Annotated in this window: 15 protein-coding genes; 5 read left to right on the top strand and 10 right to left on the bottom strand. The window is 64.0% G+C overall.

Annotation, left to right across the window (positions count from 1 at the left end):
* Positions 1–39: 39 nt before the first annotated feature.
* On the top strand, positions 40–720 hold the full coding sequence (locus tag FJ977_RS31350) for an outer membrane lipoprotein carrier protein LolA (protein WP_140776048.1): 681 nt from the start codon (positions 40–42) through the stop codon (positions 718–720).
* Between the two features lie 242 nt (positions 721–962).
* The gene (locus FJ977_RS31345; protein WP_140776047.1) at positions 963–1,769 is read left to right on the top strand and encodes an exodeoxyribonuclease III; all 807 of its coding nucleotides are present in this window, start codon (positions 963–965) and stop codon (positions 1,767–1,769) included.
* 89 nt (positions 1,770–1,858) lie between these two features.
* Here the strand turns inward: FJ977_RS31345 and FJ977_RS31340 are convergent, their stop codons facing one another.
* Both FJ977_RS31340 and FJ977_RS31335 read right to left on the bottom strand, forming a co-directional pair.
* Positions 1,859–2,314 carry a Crp/Fnr family transcriptional regulator gene (locus tag FJ977_RS31340; protein WP_140776046.1) on the bottom strand — a complete coding sequence of 152 codons (456 nt, stop codon included), beginning with the start codon at positions 2,312–2,314 and terminating at the stop codon, positions 1,859–1,861.
* A gap of 183 nt (positions 2,315–2,497) precedes the next feature.
* Positions 2,498–3,181, bottom strand: coding sequence for a response regulator transcription factor (locus FJ977_RS31335; protein WP_023737980.1), 684 nt, complete (start codon positions 3,179–3,181; stop codon positions 2,498–2,500).
* A gap of 144 nt (positions 3,182–3,325) precedes the next feature.
* On the opposite strand from FJ977_RS31335, the gene FJ977_RS31330 reads away from it, so the two are divergent.
* Positions 3,326–3,862 carry a L,D-transpeptidase gene (locus FJ977_RS31330; RefSeq protein ID WP_181180136.1) on the top strand — a complete coding sequence of 179 codons (537 nt, stop codon included), beginning with the start codon at positions 3,326–3,328 and terminating at the stop codon, positions 3,860–3,862.
* Positions 3,863–3,967: 105 nt separating this feature from the next.
* Here the strand turns inward: FJ977_RS31330 and FJ977_RS31325 are convergent, their stop codons facing one another.
* Positions 3,968–4,210 (bottom strand): hypothetical protein, encoded by a 243-nt coding sequence (locus FJ977_RS31325; protein WP_140776044.1) that lies wholly within the window; start codon positions 4,208–4,210, stop codon positions 3,968–3,970.
* A 164-nt stretch (positions 4,211–4,374) separates the two neighbouring features.
* Here FJ977_RS31325 and gcvA point away from each other — a divergent pair, with 164 nt between their 5' ends.
* Positions 4,375–5,307 carry a transcriptional regulator GcvA gene (gene gcvA / locus FJ977_RS31320; protein ID WP_140776043.1) on the top strand — a complete coding sequence of 311 codons (933 nt, stop codon included), beginning with the start codon at positions 4,375–4,377 and terminating at the stop codon, positions 5,305–5,307.
* Positions 5,308–5,328: 21 nt separating this feature from the next.
* Here the strand turns inward: gcvA and FJ977_RS31315 are convergent, their stop codons facing one another.
* Genes FJ977_RS31315 through tsaD form a run of 7 tightly spaced genes read right to left on the bottom strand, consistent with a single transcriptional unit; the run spans position 5,329 to position 10,105 of the window.
* A complete protein-coding gene (locus FJ977_RS31315; protein ID WP_140776042.1) occupies positions 5,329–6,072 on the bottom strand; it encodes a glycosyltransferase family 25 protein in 744 nt (247 codons plus the stop codon).
* Between the two features lie 13 nt (positions 6,073–6,085).
* Positions 6,086–6,502, bottom strand: a complete 417-nt coding sequence (locus tag FJ977_RS31310) for a DUF1761 domain-containing protein (protein ID WP_140776041.1) — start codon at positions 6,500–6,502, stop codon at positions 6,086–6,088.
* 52 nt (positions 6,503–6,554) lie between these two features.
* The gene (locus FJ977_RS31305) at positions 6,555–7,211 is read right to left on the bottom strand and encodes a methyltransferase (RefSeq protein ID WP_140776040.1); all 657 of its coding nucleotides are present in this window, start codon (positions 7,209–7,211) and stop codon (positions 6,555–6,557) included.
* Positions 7,208–7,633 carry an EVE domain-containing protein gene (locus FJ977_RS31300; RefSeq protein WP_140776039.1) on the bottom strand — a complete coding sequence of 142 codons (426 nt, stop codon included), beginning with the start codon at positions 7,631–7,633 and terminating at the stop codon, positions 7,208–7,210. Before FJ977_RS31300 ends, FJ977_RS31305 begins: the two co-directional genes overlap by 4 nt.
* 39 nt (positions 7,634–7,672) lie before the next feature.
* Positions 7,673–7,969: a YciI-like protein gene (locus FJ977_RS31295; RefSeq protein WP_140776038.1), complete on the bottom strand. Its 297-nt coding sequence runs from the start codon at positions 7,967–7,969 to the stop codon at positions 7,673–7,675.
* Between the two features lie 37 nt (positions 7,970–8,006).
* Positions 8,007–9,023, bottom strand: a complete 1,017-nt coding sequence (locus FJ977_RS31290) for an NAD(P)H-dependent glycerol-3-phosphate dehydrogenase (RefSeq protein ID WP_140776037.1) — start codon at positions 9,021–9,023, stop codon at positions 8,007–8,009.
* Positions 9,020–10,105 (bottom strand): tRNA (adenosine(37)-N6)-threonylcarbamoyltransferase complex transferase subunit TsaD, encoded by a 1,086-nt coding sequence (tsaD, locus tag FJ977_RS31285; protein ID WP_181180135.1) that lies wholly within the window; start codon positions 10,103–10,105, stop codon positions 9,020–9,022. The genes FJ977_RS31290 and tsaD overlap by 4 nt, the downstream gene beginning before the upstream one ends.
* A 157-nt stretch (positions 10,106–10,262) precedes the next feature.
* Between tsaD and hemC the strand changes: the two genes are divergently transcribed.
* Positions 10,263–11,189, top strand: coding sequence for a hydroxymethylbilane synthase (gene hemC / locus FJ977_RS31280; RefSeq protein WP_140776035.1), 927 nt, complete (start codon positions 10,263–10,265; stop codon positions 11,187–11,189).
* Position 11,190: the final 1 nt, after the last annotated feature.

Below are 11,190 nucleotides of genomic sequence, written 5' to 3'. Positions count from 1 at the left end.
GACAGCGACAGATACAGAATCATCAAGCGAGTGACCGACATGAAGAACGATCTTTCCGCACTCAGCGATTTTGCCCCGACCCGTCGTCAGCTGCTCGGCCTCGGCCTTGCCTTTGCGGGTGCCGCCGCCATCAATGTGGTGCCCGGGTTCCAGTTGCTGGCCTCGGCGCAGGCGGCCGTGCCCACGGCCGCGCAGAAAATCGCCGACCATTTTTCCGCGGTCAAATCGATGAGCGGCGAATTCGTCCAGTTCGGCCCCAAGGGCGAGCAGACCGGTGGCAAGTTCTTCCTGGAACGGCCGGGCAAGATCCGCTTCAACTATGACGGAGCGTCGAATTTCCGGGTGATTTCCGACGGCAAGTCCGTGGTCATCCTCAACAAGAAGCTGAACACGTCGGATCTCTATCCGCTGTCCAAGACGCCGCTGAAGCTGCTGCTCGACGACCGCATCGACCTCTCCGGTGATCGCGTCAAGAGCGTCAAGGAAGAGGACGACCTCACCACCATCAAGCTCGCCGACAAGTCGGTGTTCGGCAATGCGATGATCACCATGATGTTCGATCCGAAGACCTACGATCTGCGCCAGTGGACGATCACCGACGCGCAAGGCAAGGACACTACGGTGATGATCTTCAATACCAAGGAAGGCGTCAACTTCGCCGCCGACACTTTTGCCATCGACTACACGGCCAACCGCGAGCTGAACACCAAGACCCGCTGATCGCCAACTCGGCAGGCCCCTGCTTTCGTCATCCCAGGGTCTCCGCGACGGCGCTGCGCGCCTGCTTCGCCCAGGGCTGACGAAGTTGGGGCGGCCTTTGACCGATCTCAAAAGGTTCGCAACACGCTTCGGCTTGTCTTTGTGGCGCCCGGCTGGCAGTTTCCGGACTGACTCCCTCAAAAGGCGTCTTCTCCGCCAGGATTCATCGGTCCTGGCTGGAAGTACGCTGTCCCGGATTGCCAATGCCCTTTTCCATCGCCACCTGGAACATCAACTCCGTGCGCCTGCGCATGCCGATCGTCGAACGCCTGCTCGATGAGTACGCCCCCGATGTGTTGTGCCTGCAAGAGACCAAGGTTCCAGACGAACTGTTCCCGGAAAAGGCATTCCGCAAGCTCGGCTACGGGCACATCGCCTTCCATGGCCAGAAGGGCTATCACGGCGTCGCCACCGTGGCGCGGCGCCCGATCGAGGTGGTCGAAAAACGCCGTTTCTGCGAGATCGAGGACAGCCGGCATTTGTCGGTGACGGTGCGCGCCGGCGGCAAGACGATCCTGTTGCACAATTTCTACGTTCCGGCGGGCGGCGACGAGCCGGATCCCGAAATTAACAAGAAATTCAGGCACAAGCTGGATTTCGTCGCCGAGATGAACGCCATCCGCGCCGAGCACAACGAGGTGTCCGCTTCGGTGCTGGTCGGCGACCTCAACATCGCCCCGCTCGAGCACGACGTCTGGTCGCACAAGCAATTGCTCAATGTGGTCAGCCATACGCCGGTCGAGACCGAAAACTTCGAGGCGATGCGGCTCGCCGGCAACTGGGTCGACCTGATGCGGCTCAACGTGCCATCCGACCAGAAGCTCTACACCTGGTGGAGTTATCGCGCGCAGGACTGGGAAGCGTCGAACCGGGGCCGGCGGCTCGACCATGTCTGGTCGTCGCCCAACCTTGTGCCCGATTTCGCCGGTTACGAAATCCTGAGGGCGGCACGCGGCTGGGACCGCCCCTCGGACCATGTGCCCGTCATTGCGCGGTTCGATCTGGACTAGGTGTGCCGAAGCTCCTGCCAATTCGTGGAGGGCGGCTCCAGCCGATGTCGAAGGGTAGTTCCTGGCTGCGACCGACGATTGCCGGCATTTCACCCTGAAAACCGTGACGCCAGTTCCTCGATACGGCGGATCATGGCCTGGAATTCCTCGGAGATGCGCTGGTGCAGTTTCACCGCGACTTCGGGATATTCCTCCAGGATGCGGCGGAACATCTTGCGGCTGAGGCGGATCACCTCCGAGTCGATTTCGGCCGACGCGCTGGTCAGCCGGTTGGTGTCGGCGATCAATGCCAGTTCGCTGAGCATCGTGCCGGGGCCGGCCTCGCCGATCGGGATGCGTTGGCCATTCTGCTCGCGATAGAGCACGATGCGCCCGCTGACCACGATATAGGCCGAATCGGCCTCGTCATCCTCGCGGTAGAGCTTGTGGTCGGCCCGCACTACGGTGGTCTCGGCGCCGAAGGCGAGCAGGCGCAGTTGTTCCTGCGTGAAACCCTCGAAGAGCCTCACGGCGGACAGGATGCGGATGTCGTCATCCAACGCCATCTCTAGCTGCGTCCCCGAACGGTCAGTCCAATCCTCCTTCACGAGCCGATCCCGAATACCCTCCAACAGGATCGCACCCGAAAGCGGTCCCGCCCAGACCGCTCTATTCCTTTAGTTTTTCGCAATTCCGGACGGAAAACCGCCCACACTTTTCCTGGAATTGCTCATTGGATAATGAAATGTTTAAGGAACCAGCTTGTAGCCGCCGCTTTCTGTCACAAGAATTTCCGCATTGGAAGGATCGCGCTCGATCTTCTGGCGCAGACGATAGACATGGGTTTCCAGCGTGTGCGTGGTGACGCCGGAATTGTAGCCCCAGACCTCCTCGAGCAGCACGTCGCGCGTCACCACCTTCTGGTCGGCACGATAGAGATATTTGATGATCGAGGCTTCCTTCTCCGTCAGCCGCACCTTGCCGCCACGTGGGTCGATGAGCAGCTTCTGGCTGGGCTTGAAGGTGTAGGGGCCGACCGAGAAGGTGGCGTCCTCGCTCTGCTCGTGCTGGCGCAACTGGGCGCGGATGCGCGCCAGCAGCACCGCGAAGCGGAAAGGCTTCGTCACATAGTCGTTGGCGCCGGCCTCGAGACCCAGAATCGTGTCCGAATCGGTGTCGTGGCCGGTCAGCATGATGATGGGCGCCTTGTAGCCGCCCTTGCGCAGGATCTTGACGGCCTCGCGGCCATCCATGTCGGGCAGGCCGACATCCATGATAAGCAGGTCGATGAGGCCGCCGCGTGCCGCCGCGACGCCTTTTGCCGCAGTCGCTTCCTGCAGCACGTCGAATTCCTCGTAGAGGGCGAGTTGCTCGACCAGCGTGCCGCGCAGGTCGTCATCGTCGTCGACGATCAGGATGGTGCGTGAAGTCATGGATCAATCCGTTGTTTTGAAAATGAAATTCAGTTGACCGCTGCGTATTTATGCGGAAGCTGGCCGACACAATAGCCGATCACAGTGATTTGTTCCGTGGCACGATCATACAAGAAAAAACGCGATCGCAATGCAGCCGCCTCAATTTTGGTAAAACGGCTGCGCGTGCTGACCGTGCGGGCAAGGCCCGGCCATCCCAGCCAGGGCCTGCTGCAGGCCGGCAATGCGGTGTTTGCCTGTGCGCTGGGGCATGGCGGCATTTCGGCCGACAAGCGCGAGGGCGACGGCGCCACGCCGCTCGGCTCGATGCGGATCCTGTCGGGTTATTTCCGGGGAGATCAGTTTGCCGGTGGCCGCCGGACGCGTCTGGCGATGACGCCGATCGGGCCCGATCTCGGCTGGTGCGAAGTGCCTGACGACCGCAACTACAACCGTCCGGTCAGGATTCCCTACCGCGCCAGCCACGAACGCATGCGGCGCGACGACGATCTCTATGACGCCTGCCTGGTGCTCGACTGGAACATCGCGCCACGCCGCAGGGGGCGCGGCAGCGCCATCTTCTTCCACCTGGCGCGTCCCGGTTTCACGCCGACGCTAGGCTGCGTCGCGGTGAGCGCACGCACGATGGCGCGGCTGCTGCCGCTGCTGTCGGCCCGGACGGTGGTGAGGGTGGTGAGGTAGGAAAGGGCAGTAGGGCAGTAGGGCAGTAGGGCAGTAGGGCGTGACTTCCGATGCTGCCTTGGCTTTCCCCTACTGCCGTACTGCCTTACTGCCTTACTCCCCCATTCACCTCCGTCTCGGCTGCTGCCAGCCGATGTCGAGCAGGCCCAGCCGGCCGATCTCGCGGTCCATGGCGCGGGCGATGTCCGTGCGCCCGGCGCCGATGTCGCGCAACTGGCGATCGGAGAGGTCCTCGACGTTCTGGTGCGGAAGGTTGACCGCGACCCTGGCCTGACGCAGCCAGTCGCGGATCGCCGACAGCCGTGCCGACCGGGCGGTATAAGCGGGGTGAAGAGCGACGTGAGACATGGTGTGATCCGTTCTTCCGGACTTCAAATCCGGTTTGATGGTGTTTCAGTGCCCGCATCATGCCGGATTGAAATCTTGGAAGGAAACGAGTAGTTTTTTCTCAATCATCAAGTTTTATTTGAGGATTGAAGTGCTATGGAACGCTTTCCTCGGGTCGCGCGCTGATGGCAACCCTGCTGCCGGGAACGCGAGCGTTGAGGACGCTGGAGGCGGCTGCGCGTCACCTCAATTTCACCCGCGCCGCCGACGAGCTTGGGTTGACGCCGGCCGCGGTCAGCCACCAGATCAAGGAAATCGAGGATCAGCTCGGCATCGTGCTTTTCACGCGCACCAGCCGCACCATCCGTCTGACAGAGGCGGGCACGGTGCTGTTCGAGGCCGCGACCGACACGCTCGACCTGCTTGGTCGGGCGGTCATGCGGGCGCGCAAGATGGCACGCGGGACGGAGTTCCTGAAGGTCACGCTGGATGCCCAGTTCGCGGCGAAATGGCTGATGCGGCGCGTCGAGGATTTCCGCAAGCAAAGGCCGGGGATCGAGCTCAGGTTCGACATCGCCTACGGGCTGCGTGATTTCGACCTGGATGATGTCGATGTCGGCATCCGCTTCGGCGCCGGCAAGTATCCGGGGCTTTGCGCGCACCGCCTGTTCGACAACATCATCATTCCGGTGTGCAGCCCAGGCCTGCTGGCGTCCGGGCCACCATTGCGCGAACCGCGCGACCTCTTCCTCCACACGCTCGCCCATATCGAATGGGCGCGGCAGGGCGTGACATGGCCGAACTGGCGCATGTGGATGGCGGCGGCCGGTGTCGACGATTTCGACGACAGCCGCACCGTTGTCTTCGGCACCTCCACGGACGCGGTCCAGGCGGCGCTCGACGGCAACGCCGTCGCACTCGCCGATTTCGCCATGGTGGCGAACGACCTTTCCGAAGGCCGGCTGGTGCAGCCCTTCGCGCTCAGCATCAAGGTCGCACCCGAATACGCCTACTTCCTGGTCTATCCCCAGGCGATGGTCGACGACCCCCGCATCGTCGCTTTCCGTGAATGGATACTGGAGGAAGTGGCCAGGACGCGAACGATGGACAAGGCATAGATCATCACGGCCAAATTCAGCTCACGACCTGGCGTTGTGGCCGAAGATCATGCGGGTGTATTTCTTCCACTTCCATTTCAGGCTTTTGTACAAACGCGGGTATCTCTTCGCGGAAATGGAGGTTTGAAACGCTCCATTCTCGCTCCCCTGTTCGACAATCGGCCGTTCGAACCACAGCATTTCAATGCCAAGCTTCTCGTCCATCTGTTCGACCTGGTGGTCGATCGACGTGTATATCTTGTTCTGGGCGATCCAGGCGCAACGGGCCTCGGCGACCGGACGGGTGATGAGGTAGGAATCGGTGCATCTGGCATGCAGTGCCGGGTAGAGCCTTTGACCCCTTCGCAGTTCCCAGCTCGGCGTGTAGTAGTTGCTGCCATTGCCGAGATAGATGACGGCCTTGCGCTTGGGGCTGCCGAGCTCTGCCAGTCCCTGCCGGAACTTGGCGACGAAGTCGCGGGCGAGGAACACGTCGTCCTCGAACACCAGGCAATAAGGCTGGTCGGTCTCGAGGAAATCGCGCCAGATGCCGACATGCTTCAGCGCCAGCGAGACGGCCGGCGGGTGGGTAAAGGCGGGCGCGATCAATTCGTCGCGAATCTCCTGAGTGATATCCGGACGGTCCCAGTCCGTGTAAAAATAGACCGGCACACCGCGCCGCTCGAACTCGCGGACAATGTGGCGGCGCCGGTCGTCATAGCCCTGTTTGACGTGGCAGACCCGGGTGAACACCAGGTCGCGCGGGAAACCGGACTCGTCTGCCATCGTCAACCCACTCTCAGCTTGCCGCGGCGCCGAACCAGCCGATCACAGCACCGATGATCAACAGCACACCCAGCCAGTGGCCGCCATCGATGAGGGTCAGGTCCCAGCCGAAATTCTCGTAGCGATGGTTGACCGACAGCGTTGTGGCGACGAAACCCAGCCAGAGCACGAAGCCGAAGACAAGCCCGGCAAGCAGTGTCGGCTCACCGCCGGTCACCGCGCCGACGACCAGGGCCATGATATAGGCCATGACCAGTTCGGCGATGAAGCTGATGACGAAAGGCAGCGGCGATTTCTTCATCGTCGACGCATCGAGCCTGGCCGCCTTCAGCCACGGCTTGCTCAGGGCCATGTACCAGGCGGCGCCGAACAGCCAGGCCAAGATGGCGGCGGCGATCACCGCCAGCCAGTTCACCGCCGAAAAATCCATGAGCTTGCCCCTCCGATGCGGATTTTATGGAAACGCCTGTTCGGCGGTGGCGTCAAGCAAAGCGCCAGACGGTGGTGCGCTTGACCAGGGAATCCTCCAGTGCTCGCGTGACGGCGACCTCATGGACCGCAAGCGGTTCCAGCCCTGATCTTGGCAGGTACGACCGGCCGGGATCGCCGACGAGGATCTCGGCACCACGCGCCTTGAGCGTTGCGAACCATGGCATGAGGCGGTCGGCGAAGGATTTGTCGTAGAAAACGTCACCGGCGAGGATCACGTCCCAGCCCGCATCGGTGCCGATGCAGTCCGTGCCGAGGAAATCGATGCCGACGCCATTGGCCTCGCCGTTGAGGCGTATGGCGGTGGCGCAGAACGGATCGATGTCGGCGGCGGTCACTTCGGCGGCACCCGCCCTGGCGGCGGCGATCCCGACAAGGCCAGAACCCGAGGCGAAGTCGAGCACGCGCTTGCCCCGCACCGTGTCGGGATTGTCCAGGATATAGCGGGCGAGGCCCTGGCCGCCGGCCCAGGCAAAGGCCCAGAAGGGTGGCGGCAGGCCGATCTCGACCAGTTCGTCCTCGGTGCGCTGCCAAAGATCGTGCGCTTCATCGGCAAGATGAAGCAGAATCTCAGGCACGTGCGGCGGCGCCATCAGCGCCGTGTTGTCGAGGATGAATTGCCTGGCGCCGTGCGGGGTGAGTGCCGTCACGGAGCCGGCGTCAGGCCGCCCATGCGGCAGACTTCCTTCCATTCGGCCGGGGTGACCGGCTGCACGGAAAGCCGTCCAAGCCGCACCAGCGCCATCTCGGCAAGCTTCGGGTTGGCCTTGATCTCCGCCAGCGTCGGCGGGCTGGGCACATCCTTGAAAGCGCGGACGTCGACGCATTCCCAGCGCGGATCATCCGACGTGGTGTCGGGATGGGCGAGCGCGCAGACCTCGGCGATGCCGACCACGTTCAGCCCCTCGTTGGAATGGTAGAAGAAGCCGAGATCGCCGATCTGCATGGCCTTCATGTTGTTGCGGGCGGCGTAATTGCGTACGCCATCCCACTGCGTGCCGGCCTTGCCCTTGGCCTTAAGCATCTCGAAGGAGAACTTGAACGGCTCCGATTTGAACAGCCAGTAGTTCATTTCTTCTCCTCCTTGCGGTCCTGCTGCGAGCGACCGGGATTAACTAGCCGCCGGCTTGTTGAACGTCCAGTTCCATGGGCGGATTTCGACGCTTTCGAACAGTCCGGCCTTGGCATAGGGGTCGGCGGCCGACAGGGCTTGCGCTCCTGCCAGATCCGGCGCCTCGACGACCACGAGACTGCCATTGGGCTTGCCGTCGGCATCGAGGAACGGACCGGCAAAGGCCAGTTTCTTGTCGCCATTCAGCCCTTCGAGAAAGGCGACATGCTCGGGCCGCGTGTCGAGGCGCACCTGCAGGCTTCCCGGCTTGTCCTTGCAAATCAAAGCAAACAGCATGGTTTTTCTCCTGGTCTTGGGATTGAAGCTAGGGGGATCAATCGTTGGTTTCGGTCTTGAGCGGCCGGGTCATCAAGGCCGTCACAGCCTGGCGGATGGTGATGGTGCCGTCCAGTATGGCAGCGACGGCGGCGATGATCGGGGCGTCGATGCCGCGTTCGGCGGCGATGCGAGCGGCGATCGCCGCCGTCGGCACGCCTTCGGCCAGCGGCAGCCCGGAAAGCGCCTTGCCTTGCCCGAGAGCAAGCCCGTAGGCGAAATTGCGCGATTGCGCCGACGAGCAGGTCAAAAGCAGGTCGCCAAGGCCGGAAAGCCCCATCAGGGTCTCTGGCCGGGCGCCGAAGGCGGCGCCGATGCGGCGCAGTTCGACGAAGCCACGCGTCACCATCGCGGCCTGGGCGCTGGCGCCGAGCCCGGCGCCGGTGACCGCACCCGCGGCGATGGCAAAGACATTCTTGAGGGCGCCGCCGATCTCGACGCCAATCAGGTCATCGCTCGAATAGCAGCGCAGGTTCTCCGCGGAAAAGCGGGCAGCGAGGTCGGCCGCCAGGGCCTCGTCGCCGGCGGCCACCACCACCGCTGTCGGCAGGCCTCGGGCGACATCGGTGGCGAAGCTCGGGCCTGACAAGGCGGCGACGGGATTTCGCGGCAGGATCTCGGTGACAATCGCCGACAGCAAGGCGCCGGTGTCGCGCTCGATGCCCTTGGCGCAGAGAACGAGCGGGATGCCGTCCGCAATATGGTCCTTCGCGGCCGCCAGCGTCGCCCGCAAGGACTGCGCCGGGGTCACCGCCAACACGCAATCGGCACCGGCGAGCGCTGTCCTGATGTCCGATGTCGCTTCGATCCCGGGCGCAATCGCGATGCCGGGCAGGTAGCGCGGGTTCTGGCCCCGGCCGATCGCGGCCACGGTTTCCGGATCGCGCGCGAAGAGCCGCACCGCGTGTCCGGCGCGCAGCATGGCCAGCGCCAGTGCCGTGCCCCAGGCGCCGCCGCCGAGCACTGCGACACGCCAGCCGCTTTTGCCTGGATTGTTCTTGGCTTCACCCGTCACGCCTTGGCTCCGCGCCGGCCGGAGCCGACCATCGGCGCCGAGATGCTGTCCAGCGGCCAGCGCGAACGCGGCACGAAATCGAAGCCGTTCTCCTGCGCCATGCCTTCGCGCAGGCGTTCGATGCCGGCCCAGGCGATCATCGCCGCATTGTCGGTGCAAAGCTTCAGCGGCGGCGCGACGAAGGTGAAACCGGCCAGGGCGCAGAGCCGCTCCAGCGTCGCCTTGATGGTGCGGTTGGCGGCGACGCCGCCGGCGACGACCAGCGCCGGGGTTTTCGTCCCGGGAAATGTTTCGCTGAACCGTGCCAACGCGCGCGACACGCGGTCGGCGAGCGCATCGGCGACCGCCGCCTGGAACGAGGCGCAGATGTCGGCGACGTCCTGATCGCTCAGCGGCTCGATCGCCGTCGCGGCCTGGCGCACGGCGGTCTTCAGGCCGGAGAAGGAGAAATCGGGCTGCGCCGATCCTTTCATCGGCCTGGGAAAGGCAAAGCGCGTGGCGTCGCCGCTCTGTGCCGCCTTCTCGACATTCGGGCCGCCGGGATAGGGCAGGCCGAGCATCTTGGCGGTCTTGTCGAAAGCTTCGCCGAGCGCGTCATCGATGGTGGTGGCCCAGCGCTGGTAGTCGCCGACGCCGCGCACGGCCAGGATCTGCGTGTGGCCGCCGGAGACGAGCAGCAGCAAATAGGGAAACTCAAGCCCGTCGGTCAGCCGTGCCGTCAAGGCATGGCCTTCGAGATGGTTGATGGCGATCAACGGCTTGCCCGCCGCCGCGGCGATCGCCTTGGCCGTCATCAGCCCTACGATGAGGCCGCCAACCAGGCCGGGGCCGGCGGTGGCGGCGATGGCATCGATGTCGCCAAGGGCCGTGCCCGAATCGGCAAGGGCCGCCTCGACGATGCCGTCCAGCGCCTCGACATGGGCGCGCGCGGCAATCTCGGGCACGACGCCACCGAAGGCGGCATGCTCCTCGATCTGGGAAAGCACGACGTTGGACAGGATCTTCGGCGCGGCGTCGCCTTCGAGGGCCACGACACTGGCGGCTGTCTCGTCGCAACTCGTCTCAATGCCCAGAACACGGATCAATTCGTCGCTATCCCAAGAGATTGTTTATCGGGCCTTTCCCCGTTAGGAGAAAGCCCGAAAAGGCCTCGGTTATTCCAGCCGCATTTCCGCGACGCCATGTGGCTCCACTTGGCTGCAAAATGCTCTGGCCGGGGGTTATCACGGACCGCGCGCCATGCAAACAACCTTGAAAATCGGAACACGCGGCAGCCCGCTGGCGCTAGCCCAGGCGCATGAAACGCAGGCGCGGCTGATGGCCGCGCATAAAATGCCGGCGGAAGCCTTCGAGGTCGTCGTCATTTCGACGAGCGGCGACCGCATCCAGGACCGTCCCCTGTCGGAGGCCGGCGGCAAGGGCCTGTTCACCAAGGAGATCGAGGAAGCGCTGCTCGCCGGCGCGATCGACATCGCCGTGCATTCGTCCAAGGACATGCCGACGCAATTGCCCGACGGCCTTGAGCTCTCCGCCTTCCTGCCGCGCGAGGATGCGCGCGACGCCTTTGTCGGCAAGGCGGTGAAGACAATCGCCGAACTGCCGCGCGGGGCCAAGGTGGGCTCTTCGTCGCTGAGGCGGCAGGCGCTGATCCGCCGCATGCGGCCGGATCTCGATGTGGTGATGTTTCGCGGCAATGTGCAGACGCGGCTGCGTAAGCTGGACGAAGGCGTCGCGGCCGGAACCATCCTCGCCTATGCCGGGCTGAAGCGGCTGGGGCTCGAACATGTCGCCACCGATTTGATGCCGCTCGAGATCTTCCCGCCGGCGCCCGGCCAAGGCGCGATCGGCATCGAGACGCGCATCGGCGATCGCGCTGCCGAGAGGATGCTGGTGGCGATCCACGATGTGCCGACCGGACAGGCACTGGCCTGCGAGCGCGCTTTCCTGGCGGCGCTCGACGGTTCCTGCCGCACGCCGATCGCCGGCTATGCGGCGATCGATGCTGGAAAACTCACCTTCGCCGGCCTGATCATCTCGCCCGACGGCACGCAGTCGCACACGGTCGAACTGCAAGGGGCAGCACAGGATGCCGCCCGCATCGGCGATGAGGCCGCGCGGACGGTGCGGGCCAAGGCCGGCGAAAAGTTCTTCGACGGCTGGGTCTGAA

It is taken from the genome of Mesorhizobium sp. B2-1-3A, assembly GCF_006442655.1.
Lineage (GTDB): Bacteria > Pseudomonadota > Alphaproteobacteria > Rhizobiales > Rhizobiaceae > Mesorhizobium.
This window is presented reverse-complemented; position numbering and strand designations above follow the sequence as displayed.

What these genes read in the sequence shown, in the direction of transcription:
- FJ977_RS31350 (WP_140776048.1), top strand. Translation starts at nt 40, where the DNA reads ATGAAGAACGATCTTTCCGCACTCAGCGATTTTGCCCCGACCCGTCGT.
- FJ977_RS31345 (WP_140776047.1), top strand. Translation starts at nt 963, where the DNA reads ATGCCCTTTTCCATCGCCACCTGGAACATCAACTCCGTGCGCCTGCGC.
- FJ977_RS31340 (WP_140776046.1), bottom strand. Translation starts at nt 2,314, where the DNA reads ATGGCGTTGGATGACGACATCCGCATCCTGTCCGCCGTGAGGCTCTTC.
- FJ977_RS31335 (WP_023737980.1), bottom strand. Translation starts at nt 3,181, where the DNA reads ATGACTTCACGCACCATCCTGATCGTCGACGACGATGACGACCTGCGC.
- FJ977_RS31325 (WP_140776044.1), bottom strand. Translation starts at nt 4,210, where the DNA reads ATGTCTCACGTCGCTCTTCACCCCGCTTATACCGCCCGGTCGGCACGG.
- gcvA (WP_140776043.1), top strand. Translation starts at nt 4,375, where the DNA reads ATGGCAACCCTGCTGCCGGGAACGCGAGCGTTGAGGACGCTGGAGGCG.
- FJ977_RS31315 (WP_140776042.1), bottom strand. Translation starts at nt 6,072, where the DNA reads ATGGCAGACGAGTCCGGTTTCCCGCGCGACCTGGTGTTCACCCGGGTC.
- FJ977_RS31310 (WP_140776041.1), bottom strand. Translation starts at nt 6,502, where the DNA reads ATGGATTTTTCGGCGGTGAACTGGCTGGCGGTGATCGCCGCCGCCATC.
- FJ977_RS31300 (WP_140776039.1), bottom strand. Translation starts at nt 7,633, where the DNA reads ATGAACTACTGGCTGTTCAAATCGGAGCCGTTCAAGTTCTCCTTCGAG.
- FJ977_RS31295 (WP_140776038.1), bottom strand. Translation starts at nt 7,969, where the DNA reads ATGCTGTTTGCTTTGATTTGCAAGGACAAGCCGGGAAGCCTGCAGGTG.
- hemC (WP_140776035.1), top strand. Translation starts at nt 10,263, where the DNA reads ATGCAAACAACCTTGAAAATCGGAACACGCGGCAGCCCGCTGGCGCTA.